The 18,330-nt window shown below is 36.2% G+C and carries 18 protein-coding genes and 1 tRNA gene; 13 read left to right on the top strand and 6 right to left on the bottom strand.

Annotated elements, in window-relative coordinates:
- Window positions 1-9 precede the first annotated feature (9 nt).
- Together ACTT1L_RS07980 and vrrA are read right to left on the bottom strand one after the other, a co-directional pair.
- Entirely contained in the window at window positions 10-960 is a 951-nt protein-coding gene (locus ACTT1L_RS07980) for a 4-hydroxy-3-methylbut-2-enyl diphosphate reductase (protein ID WP_000706669.1), read from the bottom strand.
- A gap of 89 nt (window positions 961-1,049) precedes the next feature.
- A complete protein-coding gene (vrrA, locus tag ACTT1L_RS07975; RefSeq protein ID WP_000484140.1) occupies window positions 1,050-1,787 on the bottom strand; it encodes a VrrA/YqfQ family protein in 738 nt (245 codons plus the stop codon).
- Between the two features lie 180 nt (window positions 1,788-1,967).
- On the opposite strand from vrrA, the gene ACTT1L_RS07970 reads away from it, so the two are divergent.
- Together ACTT1L_RS07970 and ACTT1L_RS07965 are read left to right on the top strand one after the other, a co-directional pair.
- Entirely contained in the window at window positions 1,968-3,278 is a 1,311-nt protein-coding gene (locus tag ACTT1L_RS07970) for a DEAD/DEAH box helicase (RefSeq protein WP_000194027.1), read from the top strand.
- Window positions 3,279-3,508: 230 nt separating this feature from the next.
- Entirely contained in the window at window positions 3,509-4,405 is an 897-nt protein-coding gene (locus ACTT1L_RS07965) for a deoxyribonuclease IV (protein ID WP_000912469.1), read from the top strand.
- A gap of 26 nt (window positions 4,406-4,431) precedes the next feature.
- On the opposite strand, the gene ACTT1L_RS07960 is transcribed toward ACTT1L_RS07965, so the two are convergent.
- Window positions 4,432-4,686: a DUF2624 domain-containing protein gene (locus ACTT1L_RS07960; protein WP_001048963.1), complete on the bottom strand. Its 255-nt coding sequence runs from the start codon at window positions 4,684-4,686 to the stop codon at window positions 4,432-4,434.
- 150 nt (window positions 4,687-4,836) lie between these two features.
- On the opposite strand from ACTT1L_RS07960, the gene ACTT1L_RS07955 reads away from it, so the two are divergent.
- From ACTT1L_RS07955 to ACTT1L_RS07940, 4 genes are all read left to right on the top strand, one after another.
- A complete protein-coding gene (locus ACTT1L_RS07955) occupies window positions 4,837-5,715 on the top strand; it encodes a YitT family protein (RefSeq protein ID WP_000435966.1) in 879 nt (292 codons plus the stop codon).
- Window positions 5,716-5,895: 180 nt separating this feature from the next.
- Window positions 5,896-6,666, top strand: coding sequence for a metal ABC transporter ATP-binding protein (locus ACTT1L_RS07950; RefSeq protein ID WP_001059652.1), 771 nt, complete (start codon window positions 5,896-5,898; stop codon window positions 6,664-6,666).
- Complete coding sequence (locus ACTT1L_RS07945) at window positions 6,666-7,499, top strand: metal ABC transporter permease (protein WP_000613823.1); 834 nt, start codon at window positions 6,666-6,668, stop codon at window positions 7,497-7,499. Before ACTT1L_RS07950 ends, ACTT1L_RS07945 begins: the two co-directional genes overlap by 1 nt.
- A gap of 13 nt (window positions 7,500-7,512) precedes the next feature.
- Window positions 7,513-7,926 (top strand): Fur family transcriptional regulator, encoded by a 414-nt coding sequence (locus ACTT1L_RS07940; RefSeq protein ID WP_001054512.1) that lies wholly within the window; start codon window positions 7,513-7,515, stop codon window positions 7,924-7,926.
- Between the two features lie 80 nt (window positions 7,927-8,006).
- On the opposite strand, the gene ispG is transcribed toward ACTT1L_RS07940, so the two are convergent.
- The 3 genes from ispG to ACTT1L_RS07925 form a co-directional block, all read right to left on the bottom strand.
- Complete coding sequence (ispG, locus tag ACTT1L_RS07935; RefSeq protein ID WP_011040674.1) at window positions 8,007-9,110, bottom strand: flavodoxin-dependent (E)-4-hydroxy-3-methylbut-2-enyl-diphosphate synthase; 1,104 nt, start codon at window positions 9,108-9,110, stop codon at window positions 8,007-8,009.
- 164 nt (window positions 9,111-9,274) lie between these two features.
- The gene (locus tag ACTT1L_RS07930) at window positions 9,275-9,640 is read right to left on the bottom strand and encodes a hypothetical protein (protein ID WP_000825406.1); all 366 of its coding nucleotides are present in this window, start codon (window positions 9,638-9,640) and stop codon (window positions 9,275-9,277) included.
- Window positions 9,641-9,693: 53 nt separating this feature from the next.
- Window positions 9,694-10,458 carry a DUF1189 domain-containing protein gene (locus ACTT1L_RS07925; protein ID WP_000021910.1) on the bottom strand — a complete coding sequence of 255 codons (765 nt, stop codon included), beginning with the start codon at window positions 10,456-10,458 and terminating at the stop codon, window positions 9,694-9,696.
- 242 nt (window positions 10,459-10,700) lie between these two features.
- Between ACTT1L_RS07925 and ACTT1L_RS07920 the strand changes: the two genes are divergently transcribed.
- The 7 genes from ACTT1L_RS07920 (at window position 10,701) to pstA (ending at window position 18,316) form a co-directional block, all read left to right on the top strand.
- Window positions 10,701-10,774, top strand: a tRNA-Ile gene (locus tag ACTT1L_RS07920).
- A gap of 221 nt (window positions 10,775-10,995) precedes the next feature.
- Window positions 10,996-11,607, top strand: a complete 612-nt coding sequence (gene sodA / locus ACTT1L_RS07915) for a superoxide dismutase [Mn] (RefSeq protein ID WP_001052031.1) — start codon at window positions 10,996-10,998, stop codon at window positions 11,605-11,607.
- 116 nt (window positions 11,608-11,723) lie between these two features.
- Window positions 11,724-13,001: an MFS transporter gene (locus ACTT1L_RS07910; protein ID WP_000871368.1), complete on the top strand. Its 1,278-nt coding sequence runs from the start codon at window positions 11,724-11,726 to the stop codon at window positions 12,999-13,001.
- 109 nt (window positions 13,002-13,110) lie between these two features.
- The gene (locus ACTT1L_RS07905) at window positions 13,111-15,231 is read left to right on the top strand and encodes a peptidoglycan D,D-transpeptidase FtsI family protein (RefSeq protein WP_000516826.1); all 2,121 of its coding nucleotides are present in this window, start codon (window positions 13,111-13,113) and stop codon (window positions 15,229-15,231) included.
- 321 nt (window positions 15,232-15,552) lie between these two features.
- A complete protein-coding gene (phoX, locus tag ACTT1L_RS07900; RefSeq protein ID WP_061132146.1) occupies window positions 15,553-16,470 on the top strand; it encodes a phosphate ABC transporter substrate-binding protein PhoX in 918 nt (305 codons plus the stop codon).
- Between the two features lie 27 nt (window positions 16,471-16,497).
- Window positions 16,498-17,448, top strand: coding sequence for a phosphate ABC transporter permease subunit PstC (gene pstC, locus ACTT1L_RS07895; RefSeq protein ID WP_442821858.1), 951 nt, complete (start codon window positions 16,498-16,500; stop codon window positions 17,446-17,448).
- A 1-nt stretch (window position 17,449) separates the two neighbouring features.
- Complete coding sequence (pstA, locus tag ACTT1L_RS07890) at window positions 17,450-18,316, top strand: phosphate ABC transporter permease PstA (protein ID WP_442821857.1); 867 nt, start codon at window positions 17,450-17,452, stop codon at window positions 18,314-18,316.
- The last annotated feature ends 14 nt before the right edge of the window (window positions 18,317-18,330 follow it).

The following is an 18,330-nucleotide window of genomic DNA, read 5'->3' as shown; positions in this document are numbered from 1 at the left end:
CGGTTTTTATTATTGTTCTTTTTTCACTTTTACACGAGGTAATATTTTTTGTAACGGTACTTTTCGAACTCTTTCCCATGTAGCAGGATTCATTGGGTCATATTGCTCTAAGAAAGCGATAACCTCTTTTGTAATTGGTGTTGGAGTAGAAGCGCCTGCTGTAACAGCTACGTTCTCGACACCTTGTAGCCATTCTAATTTGATTTCACTTACGTCCGCAACGCGGTATGCTTTCGTACCAGCGATTTCTTGCGATACTTGTGCTAAACGGTTTGAGTTATTACTTTTCGGGTCACCGACAACAATTGTTAAGTCTGCAACATCAGCTTGTTTGGCAACCGCTTCTTGGCGAACTTGAGTTGCTAAACAAATTTCCTTATGGAACTCTGCTGTTGGGAATTTCTTCTGAATGTCCTCCATTAAATGTTGAACATCCCATTGACTCATCGTTGTTTGATTTGTAACTAAAATTTTATCCGTTGGAATTTCTAATGTTTTTAAATCATCGGCTCTTTCGATAAGATGAACGATGTCAGGTGCGATACCAACTGCGCCTTCTGGTTCTGGATGATTTTTTTTGCCAATATAAATGACATGGTAACCTTCAGCTTTCTTTGCTTCAATAAGGTCATGTGTTTTTGTAACATCTGGGCAAGTGGCATCGATTGTTGTTAAACCTTTTTCTTTTGCACGTTGTTTAACTTCTGGAGAAACACCGTGTGCAGTGAAAATAACAGTACCAGAATCGATTTTATCTAAAATGTCTAATCGACTTGGACCATCTAGTGTGATGATGCCATCTTCTTCGAACGCATCTGTTACATGTTTGTTGTGAACAATCATACCTAAAATATAAATAGGTCTTGGTAATGATGTATCTAATGCGGCGTTACGTGCAATAACCATCGCGTCCACAACACCGTAGCAATAACCACGAGGGGAAATTTTAACAATTTTCATACGAGTAATCCTCTCCTTCTAAACAAGGGATACTTTTGTGCATAGTCTTTTACATTATAAAGGAGGAGTGGATAGAAAACAAAGGATTGTTACACATATAGTTTTGGTTTTGTTGCTATTTTTTGAACAGGCTCCTCTCGTACTTCTTTTTCTATGACTGGCTCAATCACCATTTTTTTTCTTTTTCTTTTTTTGGATGGAGGATGTGGAGTTGCTACCTCAACCTTTTCTGTTACGTCTTCAGTTTGATCTTCGGTTGGATTTTCTTCCGTACTTTTTCCAGAGGTTAGAATTTTAACAATGCTTGGTAGGTTACGCATAATGGGACCGTACTGTTCGACGACAGGGCTTACAGATTGAACGACTTGTGATACTTTTTCGATATTATTTATCATATTAGTTGGATTCGAAATTAAATTCGAAAAAAAACTACCGATGCCGCTACTTGATGTGTCTGTATTTGCTGCACCGCCGCGCGTGTCGTTTGATTCATACATTTGAGGAGGGATCATTTGCTCGGGATGTTGCTGCATGTATGGTTGATATTGCTGTTGATATTGTTGCGGGTATTGGTGTTGGTATTGTTGCTGATATTGCTGTCGATATTGAGGTGGCGGTTGCTGGTGCATCATTGGCGGTCCTTCCATTTGTCGATAAGGCGGAACCATTTGCATGAAAGCTTCGGTTGGATCGTGTTTTTTAAAGAGTTTAGCAAGAAATCCTTTCTTTTTTTGTGCCATCGGTGGTAGTTGTGGAATTGGATATGGTGTATAAGGTTGCTGCCCTGGATTCGGATACATTTGCCTCATGGGGGATTTTGGAAACATGTGAGAAATCCTCCTTTCTTCAGTTAGGTATATACACATACAATATGCAATAAGAGGGAAGAAGGTTAGTTTTTGAAGTAAAAACCTAAACTAAAGATGGATTTTACTTGTAGATTTCGATATAATGTAGACTTGACTGATTTGTGCGCGCAGTAGAAATTTAGAAAGAAGGTGTAACTTATGACACAACAAACTTTTACACAGTATGATTTTAAACCATTTTTAATAGATGCAGTTCGTGAACTACGCTTTACAGAGCCGACAGGAATTCAACAGAAAATTTTCCCGGTCGTGAAAAAAGGTGTAAGTGTAATTGGACAATCCCAAACAGGTTCTGGGAAAACACATGCATACTTACTTCCTACATTGAACAGAATTAACCCAGGTCGTGAAGAAGTACAACTTGTTATTACAGCGCCTACTCGTGAGTTAGCACAACAAATTTACGAAGAAATCGTGAAATTAACAAAGTTCTGTGCGGAAGATCAAATGATTACAGCACGTTGTTTAATTGGTGGAACTGATAAACAACGATCAATTGAAAAGTTGAAAAAACAACCTCATATTGTAGTTGGAACACCAGGACGTATTAAAGACTTAGTAGAAGAACAAGCACTGTTTGTTCATAAAGCAAATACAATTATTGTCGATGAAGCAGACTTAATGCTTGATATGGGATTCATTCATGATGTAGATAAGATTGCAGCACGCATGCCTAAAAACTTGCAAATGTTAGTTTTCTCTGCAACAATTCCTCAAAAACTAAAACCGTTTCTGAAGAAATACATGGAGAATCCAGAGCATATTCATATCAATCCAAAACAAGTTGCGGCTGGAAATATCGAGCATTATTTAGTGCCTTCTAAACATCGTAACAAAATTGATTTAGTGAAAAGAATGTTGCTACAATTTAAGCCGTATTTAGCAGTTGTTTTCACGAATACGAAGAAAATGGCAGATCAAGTTGCTGACGGATTAACGGAACGCGGCTTAAAAGTTGGACGAATTCACGGAGATTTATCACCTCGTGATCGTAAAAAAATGATGAAACAAATTCGTGACCTTGAATTCCAATATATTGTTGCAACTGATTTAGCAGCTCGTGGTATTGATATTGAAGGAATTAGTCATGTTATTAACTACGAACTTCCATCAGATTTAGATTTCTTCGTTCACCGAGTGGGAAGAACAGCACGTGCAGGCTATTCAGGTATTGCAGTGACGATTTATGATCCAGCAAACGAAGAAGCGTTAGATAGTTTAGAAAAACAACGTCATATCGAGTTTAAACATGTAGATTTACGCGGAGATGAGTGGGCGGATTTAGGTGAACGTCGTCGTCGTAAGAGCCGTAAAAAACCAAATGATGAACTTGATGTTATGGCAACGAAAGTTGTTAAAAAACCGAAAAAAGTAAAACCAAACTATAAACGTAAACTTGCAACAGAACGTGACAAAGTGAAAAGAAAATATAGCAATAAAAAAAGATAAGGGATTTCCCTTATCTTTTTTTATCCAGCTATTTGTGAGAGCCGTAATCAATATGGATAGAAAATATTGATTAAAGTTTCGCTTCATCTAGATAATGTAAATGAAGAGTATAGTCTGTTTAAATAGTCGTATAAATTTATGTAGTGCGTTTTTTGTGAACAAACAATTCACTACATATTTCTACAAATTATGCTATCATTATATCTATTGTATATTGAAGAGGTGATTGTATGTTAAAGATTGGATCTCATGTTTCTATGAGTGGTAAGAAAATGTTATTAGCAGCAAGTGAAGAGGCTGTTTCATACGGTGCAACGACGTTTATGATTTATACAGGTGCACCGCAAAATACGAGAAGAAAACCAATTGAAGAATTGAATATAGAAGCAGGAAGAAAACATATGGAACAAAACGGTATCGAAGAGATTATCGTACATGCGCCATATATTATTAATGTTGGAAATACGACGAAGCCAGAAACATTCCAATTAGGTGTAGATTTCCTTCGTATGGAAATTGAAAGAACATCAGCATTAGGTGTGGCAAAACAAATCGTTCTTCACCCAGGTGCGCACGTTGGTGCAGGGGCAGACGCTGGCATTCAACAAATTATTAAAGGACTGAATGAAGTATTAACGCCAGATCAGACGGTGAACATTGCGTTAGAAACGATGGCAGGAAAAGGAACAGAATGCGGCCGTAGCTTTGAAGAAATTGCAAAAATTATTGATGGTGTAACATATAATGAAAAACTATCGGTATGCTTTGACACGTGTCATACGCACGATGCAGGATATGACATTGTAAATGACTTTGACGGTGTATTAAACGAATTTGATAAGATTGTTGGTATCGATCGTTTACAAGTACTTCATATTAATGATAGTAAAAATGTACGCGGCGCAGGAAAGGACCGTCATGAAAATATCGGTTTCGGTCATATCGGTTATAAAGCATTGCATCATATTGTGCATCATCCGCAATTAATGCACGTACCAAAAATTCTGGAAACACCATATGTAGGTGAAGATAAAAAGGACAAGAAGCCGCCATATAAATTGGAAATCGAAATGCTGAAAAATGGTACTTTTGATGAAGGGCTTCTTGAGAAAATTAAAGCGCAATAAGCAATAAGGAGGGGAATATCCCCTCCTTATTTTAGTAGTTGTTGAAATAAAGTATTTACTTGTTGGGCAGTAGCGGGCGAGGTTACTTGAGCTATTTGTTTTAAGAGCGCTAGTCGTTCGTCATTATCGTAAATGTTAATATTCTTTCCTTTCATAAGTCCAACAATTTGATCAGCTTGTGCAGTCGTAATTGGAACATCATATTCTTTACTATATTTCAATAATTCCTTTGTAGAAATATGATTTAATTTTTTATTTACAAGTTGTTTAATGAGGTTCATCGAGTTATCCTCCTTCACACGTTCTTCTATCGAAATATATGAGTACGTAGCTTGTACATATTCATATAGAGCTTCTTTTTTCATGAGAAAAAGAAGCGTATGTTATAATATAAGGACAAAACTATAGAAAAAGAGTATAAGGGAGGACTTATGGAGCAGAAGCAACATCGAAAAGAAAGTGTTATCCATCTTATGTATCGTTTAGTTATGATTATTTTTGGAGCAGCATGCGCAGCGGTAGCGATTGAATTATTTTTAATGCCAAATAAAATTATTGATGGTGGAATTATTGGTATTTCTCTTATATTAGATTATCTTACTCCTAATATTTGGTGGTTAAGTTTCTCTACTTTGGTCGTTATTCTCAATATCCCATTTATGTATTCGGGTTATAAGCAAATTGGAAAAACGTTCATGTTATCTTCGGCGTTCGGTATTGTAGCTTTAGCGTTTATTGAATCAACGTTACATGCTGTTCCGCCATTTACAACAGAGCCAATTTTAGCTACAGTGTTTGGTGGTCTTATTTTAGGTCTTGGTGTAGGGCTCGTTATTCGTCATGGTGGATCAATGGACGGAACAGAAATTATGGGTATTTTATTAACGAAGAAATTACCTTTCTCCGTAGGCGAATTTGTAATGTTTGTGAACTTATTCATTTTTGCATGGGCAGCATTTGTATTTGGTGTGGAACAAGCGATGTATTCTGTTATGACGTACTACATTGCATTCAAAACAATTGATACAGTCATTCAAGGTTTAGATGAAACGAAAGCTGTTTTAATTGTATCAGATCAATATGAGGAAGTATCAAATGCGATTTTGCATCGTCTTGGTCGTGGAACTACAAAGCTTGTAGCGAAAGGCGGTTACACGGATAAAGAAAAGGAAGTTATTTATGCAGTGGTAACACGTCTAGAAGTGACAAAGTTAAAATCAATTGTGTATGAAATTGATGCGAATGCGTTTGTTACGATTATGAGTACACAAGAGACAAATGGTGGTAAGTTTAAATCGGCTATTCACTAAAAAATTAATTATAATATCTTTTGAAAGCAGAGAATTTTTCTCTGCTTTTTGTTATAATAGTAAGGTTTCTTGAAAAAGTAGATATATTTTAGGCAGATTGGTTTACAACTATAATAAGCTGTACTATAATTCAAATAGATATAAATCGGAATCATTCTGAATTAAAATAGGTGAGATGCTATGAACAATATATTAGAAATAGAAGGATTGTCATTTCGATATGAAGATCGAAATGTGTTAGAAGATATAAATTTGCAAGTTCCGAAGGGAGCTTTTTTAGGTTTAGTTGGGCCAAATGGTTCAGGGAAATCCACTTTGCTAAAATGTTTATTAGGCGTTTTAAAGCCAAAACAGGGAAGCATTCGTTTGTTTGGTGTTGATAGTAAGAAGTTTAAAGAATGGAACAAAGTTGGTTATGTGTCGCAAAAGGCAAATAGCTTTAATTCTGGTTTTCCGGCAACTGTGTTTGAAGTTGTGTCAATGGGACTCGTTTCGAAAAAAGGGCTGTTTCGCTTTTTTACGAAAAACGATAAGAAAAAGGTAGAAAAAGCGATTGCTGATGTAGGAATGAGTGAGTTTCAAGGGCGTAATATTGGAGAACTTTCTGGTGGACAACAACAGCGCGTATTTATTGCTCGTGCGCTCGTTAGTGATCCTGAATTACTTATTTTGGACGAGCCCACTGTTGGAATTGATGTGAAGAATGTAGAAAGTTTTTATGAGATATTAGAGGATTTAAACAAAAGGCTAGGAATCACATTAATTCTCGTTACGCATGATATGGGAGCTGTTACCGAGAAAGTAACACATGTTGCATGCTTAAACAAACATTTACATTTCCATGGAAATGTAGAAAAGTTCCGAGAGTTAGAAGATGCAGAAATGTCCGTCTTATATGGACACCATGTTCATCGTTTAGAACACGAGCATGAGCATCACGGGAGGATATAATGATACAAGATTTTTTACAATATGACTTTTTACGAAACTCTTTATATGCAGGAATTTTAATAGGACTTGTTGCGCCGCTTATCGGTGTATTTGTTGTCATTCGCCGCATGTCGCTTATTGCGGATGCATTAAGCCACGTGACATTATCGGGTATTGCTGCAAGTTTACTACTAGAAAAAACAATTTTCACAGGGGGATTTTTAAATCCGTTATATATGGGGATGATTTTTTCTATTGGTGGGGCGTTACTTATTGAAAAACTACGTACTGTATATAAACATTATCAAGAATTAGCAATTCCAATTATTCTTTCAGCAGGAATGGGGATTGGCGTTATTTTTATTTCACTTGCAAATGGGTTTAACACAGATTTATTTAGTTATTTATTTGGTAGTGTAAGTGCTGTAACAAGTACGGATTTAATAATTATCGGCATTGTAGCAATTGTTGTTATTGTAACGATTACTTTATTATACAAAGAGTTATTTTTACTATCGTTTGATGAAGAATACGCTGTATCAACCGGTTTGAGTGCAAAGTGGATTCACTTTATTTTCATTATATTGGTTGCGCTTGTCATTGCGGTATCAATGCGTGTAGTGGGGGTTCTTCTCGTATCATCATTAATGACGTTACCAGTTGCAGCAAGTATTCGTATTGCGAATGGATTTAAACAAACAATTTTCTTCTCCATTTTATTTGGTGAAATTGCAGTAATTGGTGGAATGTTTGCTTCGTATCAACTTGATTTAGCACCAGGTGGTACAATTGTTATGATAGCGGTTCTTATTTTAATTGGTGCGATTTTATGGAAAAAGAAAAAAACTGCATAAAGTAGGGATAGATATGAATCTAACAGAAGCTTTACGCCTAATGAAAGATAAAGGATACAAACATACTGGGAAAAGGGAAGAAATGCTCAGGTTATTTGCAGCTCACAATCGTTATTTAACAGCGAAGGACGTTTTAGAGCATATGAAGGATGATTATCCAGGTCTTAGCTTTGACACGATTTATCGTAACTTAACGGTGTTTGCTGAAATCGGTGTTTTAGAACAAACGGAATTAAACGGTGAAAAACATTTTCGTTTTACATGTTCTATTATGGAACATCATCATCATTTTATTTGTTTAGATTGCGGAGGGACGAAAGAGATTACTTCTTGCCCGATGGATTTTATGAATAAAGATTTTAATGGTTATGAAGTAACAGGTCATAAGTTTGAAATATACGGACGTTGTCCAAAATGTGCAAAGTAAAAGCTCGTTAGTTCTATAACTGACGAGCTTTTTTACGTAGAAAAGAAGGTTGCTCACAAATGTTGTGGGCAACCTTCTTTTTATTGTTCTTGTGTTTCTTTTTCTTTTTCTCGTTCAGCAGCCATTTCAGCAGCAATTACGTCGATTTCTTTTTTCAGTTCTTCTACCATTATTTCTTCTGGTACTTTACGAACGACTTGCCCTTTGCGGAATAATAGTCCTTCTCCGCGCGCGCCGGCAATACCGATATCAGCTTCACGAGCTTCCCCAGGACCATTTACGGCGCAGCCAAGTACTGCAACCTTAATTGGTACTTGTAGGGTAGAAATGTACTCTTCCACTTCGTTAGCGATGCTAATTAAATCAATTTCAATACGACCGCAAGTTGGACAAGAAATAAGTGTTGCTGCATTAGATGCAAGGCCGAATGACTTTAATAGTTCACGCGCAACTTTTACTTCTTCAACTGGGTCAGCACTTAATGAAATACGTAGTGTATTTCCGATGCCTTTACTTAAGATTGCTCCAAGACCAGCGGCACTTTTTACAGTTCCGGCAAATAACGTTCCAGATTCTGTGATACCTAAATGTAGTGGATAATCAAAAGCACGTGCAGCTTTTTCGTATGCTTCAATTGCCAAGTTAACATCAGAGGCTTTCATAGATACGATAATATCATGGAAATCTAAGTCCTCTAAAATTTTAATGTGATGCAGGGCGCTCTCAACCATACCATCTGCAGTTGGGTATCCGTACTTTTCTAAAATGTGACGCTCTAATGAACCTGCGTTTACACCGATACGGATTGGAATACCACGTTCTTTTGCTGCATTTACAACAGCTTCTACTTTATGGCGACGACCAATGTTACCTGGATTGATACGTACTTTATCAATGCCGCCTTCAATTGCTTTTAAAGCAAGGCGATAATCAAAATGAATATCAGCAACAAGTGGAATGTTGATTTGTTTTTTAATATCAGCAATAGCATTTGCTGCGCGTTCGTCTGGAACAGCAACACGCACGACTTGGCAGCCAGCTTCTTCTAAACGTTTAATTTCAGCAACTGTTGCTTCAACATCATGTGTTTTTGTTGTTGTCATACTTTGTATAATTAATTCATTATTACCGCCAATTGTTAAATTACCGACTTTAACTGGACGTGTTTTTGTACGATGAGTCATTTCATTCACGAATAGATCGCTCTCCTTATAAAAGAAGTTTCTTATTTAGTCCCTTATATCAATGATAGTATACGTGATACAGGGCTATAGAAACCGAAGTGCTCGGTTTCACTTTTACTATTGTATCAGCGCCTTTATGTAATTGACAAGGATTAAGTGATTGCTTATTGATATAACGGGAATTTATAAGACTTTCCAAGTTGTATTTTTGTAGCAGGTGTATTTTTATTTAATTGTTTAAAATCATCAATTACTTTTTCGATAGAAGGAATTTTCTTCTTATTAATCGCTTCTGTAATGGAAAGAACCGTATCACCTGTTTTGACTTCAATTGTTTTATAAGTGACATCTGTTTCTTTTTCCGCTTTGTTTTCTTTCTTTTGTTTTGTATTTGTACTTTCTTGTTTTATCGTTTCGGCCGCATTTGTCTTTTTATATGAACTTAACATCGGTAAAGTGCCGATTTTTATATCGTAATAAAATATATAACCAAGAACAAGCACGAATAAGAATATACCTAATCTCTTCATATTCTTCACTCCTTTGCTAGGAATATATGCTTGTCCAAAAAAAAAATGCCTATTTAGGCATTTTTTTCGTTCGGTTTTGGAACTTCTTTAATTGTTAAGTATAGGACAATTAAAACAACTGCGATATAAATGAATGTTGAGCCAGGTACAACGATTTTGAATAAATCCATAATCATAAAGAAGATGGTTGGAATTGTGTAGCTGTAGGCAGTTAACGTCCATACTTGCTTATAAGATAATTTACGTTGACCACTCATAGCAGAACCGATAAACGCAAGTAAAGTAATTCCTAAGAAAGTAATGAACAATTGGAATAGATATACTAACACTCCGATAACGGCTAATAAAATTGGATAAATACTATCAAATACAGAAATGAAATCTTGCAAATCTTTTTTCTCAAGAGATGTCCCTAATAAATCATTGTAGGAGTATGTTTGCGTCTGGCCATTTCCTATAGAAACTACTTTATCTTTTAAAATAAATAAACCAGTTTTATTTTGATACTTTTCGATATCTGTTGTATTTGGATCAAATACGAAAAGAGCATCTCCCTCTTCTTTTTGAATAGGTTGTTCAATATCAGCTTTTAGTTCACCATTTTCGATTTTAAAATCAGGTAAATCTTTTTCAATTGCTTGATTTACCATAGTAACACTATCTTGGATAAAGCTACCGTAAAAGAATGTTCTTGGAATAGTAGTGATTAGACAAAGTAGCATAATATACAAAATGGTTTTTCCGATTTTTTGAAAACGGAATAGCGCCATATCTTTAGGCGAATATACGCTTTTGACTAATTGGGTAAATATGGACATAGATTCACTTCCTTTATGTATGTATAAAATCATTGTAACGTAGGAATCTAGGGAATCTCAAGATATATTATATTTACATATAGTAGCGATAACTGAATTTCTTTTTATTAATTTTCTTCTTTTAAATGAAAAAAATACAATTGACAGTTTTCTTTTCTATATGGTAAATTTATCTTACATTTCTTAAAGGGGATATCCGATAGGAATTCCTTTATTTGATGTATTATTACATACATAATTGTGGACCCTTAGCTCAGCTGGTTAGAGCAGACGGCTCATAACCGTCCGGTCGTAGGTTCGAGTCCTACAGGGTCCATATCCATTTCACATGTTTATTATGTCAGTAGGAAGCTTCCTTGTAGAAGGGAGCTTTTTTTATCAAATATATGAGCATTTTAATTGAAAAGAAGTGGGAATTTTGCTACTTTAATGATAGCAAGACAATGTGATTTATTTGTTTGCACCCTATGGCAATTAGGGTAGAATGTAGTTGTATGTCACTTAAGTGGCAATACATAAACTGGGAGGAATATAACAATGGCAAAACACGAATTACCAAATTTACCTTATGCGTATGATGCTTTAGAGCCTCACTTTGACAAAGAAACAATGAACATCCATCATACAAAGCACCATAACACGTACATCACAAACTTAAACGCTGCTTTAGAAGGTCATGCAGAATTAGCTGACAAAAGCGTAGAAGAATTAGTTGCAAACTTAAACGAAGTACCAGAAGCAATCCGTACAGCAGTACGTAACAATGGTGGCGGACATGCTAACCACACATTCTTCTGGACAATCTTATCTCCAAACGGCGGCGGACAACCAGTAGGCGAACTTGCAACTGCAATTGAAGCGAAATTCGGTAGCTTCGATGCATTCAAAGAAGAATTCGCAAAAGCTGGCGCAACTCGCTTCGGTTCTGGTTGGGCTTGGTTAGTAGTAAATAATGGTGAGTTAGAAGTAACAAGCACGCCAAACCAAGATTCTCCTCTAACTGAAGGTAAAACTCCAGTTATCGGTTTAGATGTTTGGGAACATGCTTACTACTTAAATTATCAAAACCGTCGTCCAGACTACATCGGTGCATTCTGGAACGTTGTAGATTGGAACGCTGCTGAAAAACGTTACCAAGAAGCAAAATAATTGTAATAACGATAGAAAAAGCTAGGAGAATGCTCCTAGCTTTTTTCTATGCTTTCCTTTTACATAATTGAGCTTGTCTTTGGAAGACTAGAACATGAAGTAAAGGAGAGTTGTGTATGAAGTGGAAACATATAATTGGTGACGTTGAAGTGAATCGGGATTTAGTGTTATTACTCCTTATTGGAGGTTTATACACGCTCGCAATTTCTTTATCGAATACGTTTGTTAACATTTATTTATGGAAACAAACACAAAATTATGTGAATCTCGGCTTGTATAATTTGGCCAGCGTTGTATTGCAGCCCCTCACATTTCTTATAGGTGGGAAATTAGCGAAGCGTATTGATCGCTCGATCTTGTTACGAATAGGCGTAGGCACGTTAGCGATTTTTTTTATCGTTGTTTTAGTAGCGGGGAAAAGCGCTTCTCACTATATTTTATTAATGGGGGCTCTTTTAGGAGTCGGATATGGTTTTTACTGGCTCGCGTTTAACTTATTAACATTTGAGATTACAGAACCAGAAACAAGAGATTTCTTTAATGGGTTTCTTGGGCTTCTTACATCCTTCTCTGGCATGATTGGACCGATAGCAGCTGGATACACAATTTCACGTATGGAGAAGTGGAGTGGTTATACGGTCATATTCTTTCTCTCGTTATTGTTATTTGCAATTGCTGTCGTTTTAAGCTTTTTTGTATCTAAGAGAGAATGTGAAGGTCGTTATGAGGTTACACAAGTTTTGAAAGAGCGACGGATTGATAAAAATTGGGGGAGAATTACACGCGCTCATTTTTTCCAAGGATTGAGAGAGGGGACATTCATTTTTGTTATTTCAGTATATGTGTACTTAGCAACCGATAGTGAGCTTGCATTAGGGAAATATAGCTTAGTAAATTCTGCTGTATCATTTGTATGTTACTATTTAGTCGCCCGTATGTTAAAGAAAGAGTGGCGAAAAAAAGCAATTTTACTTGGAGGCATTATTTTATATGCTGTTGTATTTTTAGTTATATTCAATGTTACATACACAAAATTACTTATTTATGCAGCATGCATTGCGATTGCATACCCTATTTTACTCGTTCCATATGGATCGATGACATATGATGTAATTGGTAGAGCGAAAAATGCGAGAGAGTGGCGTGTAGAGTATGTTGTTGTCCGAGAATTATGGTTAAATGCCGGGAGAATTTGTTCAGTTTTAAGTTTTTTATGTGCTGTATTATTCTTTCCGCCTGAAAAGAGTTTACCTGTCTTACTATGTATTTTAGGTGCTGGACATTTTCTTATTTATTTTGCAGTTAAAAATGTCAAATATGATGAAGGAAATGCAGGGAACACAAGTGTCGTAGCGCAAGGAACCACGCAGAATCAAACAGAACCAGAAGGTTAACTTATCGTTTGTTTTATGCTAGAATAGAAAAAGATGTAAGACAGCAGTGAGGACACCTGTATGAAGGTGTCCCTTTCAAATTACATAGCTGTTGGTAGAGGGGGTTTGTATGGGCAAGAAGCAGAAACAACAAAAGAAAAAGACTCACGTTCCTTTTCGGTTAAACGTGCTGTTTTTCTGCGTGTTTTTAATGTTCTCCGCGGTTATTGTAAGGCTTGGTTATGTACAAATTGTTCGCGGTGAGGAATATAAGAATGAAGTGGAGAGGAAAGAAAACTCGACGATAAGTAATCCTGTACCACGTGGGAAAATATTTGACCGTTATGGGCGAGCTGTAGTAGATAATGCAGCTGTACGTACGATTACATTTACAAAAATGAAAGGATCAACTGCAGAGGCTCGCTTAGAAACAGCGAAAAGATTAGCAGATTTGATTGAAGTACCGACAGATAAATTAACAGATCGCGATAAAAAAGATTATTGGCTTGCTATTCATAAAGAAGAAGCGCAAGAAAAAATTACGAAAAAAGATCGTCAAGAGTTTAAAGATAAAAAAATTGACGATAAAGAATTAGATGAGCGTCAACGAAATCGCGTGACAGAAGAAGAAGTGAATCAATTATCCGCAAAAGATTTAGAAGTGCTAGCGATTAAAAGCAAAATGGACGGTGGATATGCGATGACGCCACAAGTCATTAAAAAGGATGCTACAGAACAAGAATATGCGATTATTAGTGAAAATCTAGCAACATTACCAGGTGTAGATACGAATGTTGATTGGGATCGAAAGTATATTTATGATGATTTATTCCGAAGTGTACTTGGCGGCGTGTCAACGTCTGATGAAGGTTTACCTAGAGAAAGACTAGATTACTATCTTGTTCGTGATTATAATCGAAATGACCGCGTAGGGAAAAGTTATCTTGAGCAGCAATATGAAGATAGTTTGCATGGTAATAAAGCGGAAGTGAGAAATATTACGGATAAAAACGGTAATATTTTAGAAACGATTAATGTATCAAAAGGGCAAAGTGGTAACAATCTGAATTTAACAATTGATATGGAATTACAAAAGCGTGTAGAAGAAATTATCACGAAAAATTTATTGAGATATAAAGGGGGACAACCTCTTTTAGATCGCGCATTCGTTGTAATGATGAATCCAAAAAATGGTGAAGTTTTATCTATGGCAGGGAAACAGTTAGTAGAAGAAAATGGCGAAACGAAAGTGCAAGATTTCGCATTAGGAACGATGACAAGTTCTTATCCGATGGGATCAACTGTAAAAGGTGCGACAGTACTTACAGGATATCAAACAAAAGCGATTCAACCGGGTTCCTACCAACTGGATGAACCAATCGTATTGAAAGGAACGCCGAAAAAATCTTCTTGGAAGACGATGGGATCTATTAATGATCTGACAGCATTAAAAATGTCTTCTAACGTATATATGTTTAAAACAGCGATGAATATCGCAGGTGTTCAATATGTGAGAGGTGGTACGTTAGATGTACCAAAAAAAGCATTTGATACGATGCGCTATTATTTTGGACAGTTTGGACTTGGTGTAAAAACAGGTATCGATTTACCAAACGAATCTGCGGGTCAAATAGGTAGAGGAAATCAGCCTGGTTTCTTATTAGATTTATCAATTGGACAGTATGACACATATACACCACTTCAATTAGCACAGTATGTTTCAACAATTGCAAATGGTGGTTACCGTATGCAGCCGCAAGTTGTAAAAGAAATTCGTCAACCGGAAGCGAAACAAGGTGAAGTTGGAAAAGTCGTTCACTCAATGGAACCAAAAGTACTAAACCGTATTGATATGCCTGAATCACAAATTAAACGTGTTCAGGAAGGATTTAGACAAGTATTTAATGAGTCTGGTGGTACAGCTGCGAAATACTTTACAGGCGCATCATATAAAGCTGCTGGTAAAACAGGTACAGCTCAAACTGTGTATGGCGGAGATAAAGAGATTGGTAGAAAAGCAAACGGTGAGCGTAAAGAAACATATAACTTAACATTAGTAGGTTATGCGCCACTTGAAGACCCTGAAGTAGCATTTTCTGTTGTTGTCCCTTGGGTAGATGATAAATCAGGTATTAACGGATATATTAGTCGTGACATTATGGACGCGTACTTTGATTTGAAAAAGGTAGAAAATGGCGAAGCTACACAAGAGGAAATAGATAAGAAAAATAAAAAGCAAGATGATGAATAAAAAAGTTGTAAAAAAAGCACACTATCTGAAAAGATAGTGTGCTTTTTTTTTGATTCATGCATACGTTTTAATAAAGTGGACAAGCAGATCATATCGGAATTTTAAGGGACCTTGCAAATAATACGTATGCATTCACTATGGAAGTTATGGACCAATCCTCAGTGAAGATGAACAGTGGCTACGGATTAATAATTTACCTAATGTTGATTCTTGTGGAACTTTACAAAACTTTTACAAACAATTAAAACCGAATTAATAGTTTAGCAGTATTCTTATATCTGTAATCCTGTTATTTCCGGTTACTTCTAGGAGGAAGAACACGTGAAATGGATAAGTGCATCAATTAAAGTTTTCATACTGTCGACATGTTTCTTTTATGTTGGCACGTCTACTGCATTTGCTGTGAATGAAATGGGAGAAGTGAGAGTTGATGGATCCTCAACGGTTTTTCCTATTATAGAAGCAGTAGCGGAGGAATATACAAAGGTGCATCCAAACGTGAAAATTTCCATCAGTGTTTCTGGGACAGGAGGAGGATTTAATCGTTTCAGTAAAGGAGAAGTAGATATAAATAATGCTTCGAGAGTAATGAAACAAGTGGAAGAAAATGAAATGAAGAAAAACTCCATTCAGTTTACACCGTTTGAAGTCGCTTATGACGGCCTTACGATCGTTGTGAACCGTCAAAATACTTGGGTAGATAATATGACGGTAGACGAGTTACGTCTATTATGGAGTGAAGATGAAAGTGAAAAGCGATGGTCACAAATTCATTCATCATGGCCATGTGAACAGGTAAAGTTTTATGCGCCAGGTGTAGACTCTGGTACGTATGATTATTTTCAAAATGTCATCTTACAAAAAAGTCGCATTGTAAAAAAAGTCTCTTTGTCTGAAGATGATCAAGTTATTATGCAAGGGGTAATGAATGATAAAAATGCCATTGGTTTTGTAGGATATGCTTATTATATGGCCAATCGAGATAAGGTGAGAGCAATAAAAGTGAATGGTGTACTTCCGACGAAAGATACCATCCAATCAGGTGAGTATAAGCCGTTATCTAGGTCGCTATTCGCTTATGTGAATCATGCATCTATCCGAAATAAAATGAATGTAGCAAATTATATTGAGTTTATGATTCAGCATGTTGGTAATCTTGCTGAAGAGGTTGGATATGTAAAATTACCAAAAGAAAAATACAATGAACAGCTGCGGATGTTAACAGAAATAAAAAGGTAATGTCAGGGTGGAAAGGGGTTTTCATCTTTGGCTTATAATGACAAAAGTCAAATTACATTTTCTGTACAACATTTGATTGAAAGAAATACAAAACATAGAAAAAAAACGCAGCGAATCAATCGAATCGTTCCATTATTACTAAAAATAATTGCTAGCGTGTCTATTGCGACGACACTTGGAATTATTTTTACGCTTTCTAATGAAACAATAAGGTTTTTTAAAAAAATATCATTGCTCTCCTTTTTGACAGAGAAAGAATGGTTACCTTTTTTTGAAAATCCTAAATTCGGTATATTACCACTTATATGTGGAACGGTACTTGTAACAGCAATCGCTATGTGCGTAGCAGTTCCTATCGGTTTAGCGTGTGCCGTATTTTTAAGTGAATATGCTTCAAACAGTGTAAGAAAAGTATTAAAACCGATGTTAGAACTATTAGCAGGTATCCCGACAATTGTATATGGCTTTTTTGCATTAACAGTTGTTACACCGCTTTTACAACGGATTATACCTGATTTACAGTTTTTTAATGCGATTAGTCCAGGTATTGTTATTGGCTTTATGATGATACCTACAATTGCATCTCTGTCTGAAGATGCAATGAGAGCTGTAGCAAAAGGAACGAAAGAAGCTTCGTTGGCACTTGGAGCAACTCGGTTTGAGATGGTAAAACAAGTCGTGTTTCCTTCAGCTTTCGCAGGGATTATGGCAGCGATTATATTAGCTGCTTCAAGAGCAATCGGTGAAACGATGATCGTTGTAATTGCAGCAGGGTCCACACCGAACGTATCTCTCGATCCGACACACTCTATTCAAACGTTAACAGCTTATATTGTGCAAGTGAGTTTAGGTGATGCTCCGCATGGAACAATTACTTATTACAGCATGTACGCTGTAGGCGCAACGTTATTCTTGTTTACTTTTATAATGAACATCATTTCGCAGTTTATTATGCGCCGCTTTAGGAGGGTGACATAATATGCGCATGTTGAATCATAAAAAAATACAAGAAAATATGGCATCACGTTTTTTTAAAGATCGAATTTACAAATTGTTATTTTATATGGCAATTTTGTTTTCAATAGTAATCCTGCTTATTTTGCTTTTTCAAATTTTTGAAAAAGGTGTCAGTTACCTTTCGTTAGATTTCTTTACAAACTTCGCTTCGCGTAATCCGAAAGAAGCTGGGATTGCTGCAGCTTTGTCAGGAACAATATTATTTATGAGTATTGTTATACCACTCTCCTTTATATTTGGGGTCGGAACTGCTCTTTATTTAGAGCAATATGCGAAGGAATCTATATTTAAAAAGGCAATAGAAATTAATAATCAAACGTTAGCGGGAGTACCTTCCGTCGTATTTGGATTACTCGGCTTAACCATTTTTGTATACGCTCTTCACTTAGGTGAGAGTATTATTGCAGCGGCACTGACGATGAGCTTACTCGTCTTACCGACAGTTGTTGTAGCGAGTCAAGAAGCGATACGATCTGTACCGAGGTCATTATTAGAAGCTTCTTACGGGTTAGGTGCTACGAAGTGGCAAACGATGTATCAAGTTGTATTGCCATATGCGTTCCCAGGAATTATAACAGGTTGTACGTTAGCGATATCAAGAGTGATTGGAGAAGCGGCACCGTTATTAGTTATCGGGGCACTTGCATTTGCAAATTATGTTCCGTTTAGTATGTTTGATAGATTTACAGTTTTACCAATTCAAATTTTTAATTGGATGAGTAGACCACAGGAAGAATTTCAGTATGTAGCAGCTGCTGGGATGATTGTTTTGTTAGGTTTGTTGCTCTTGATCAATATAGTTGTCCTATGGTTACGAAATCGAAAATAAGTTGGAAATGGATG

Origin of the sequence: Bacillus sp. FH, assembly GCF_052216825.1 — a bacterium.
GTDB classification, from domain to species: domain Bacteria; phylum Bacillota; class Bacilli; order Bacillales; family Bacillaceae_G; genus Bacillus_A; species Bacillus_A paranthracis.
This window is presented reverse-complemented; position numbering and strand designations above follow the sequence as displayed.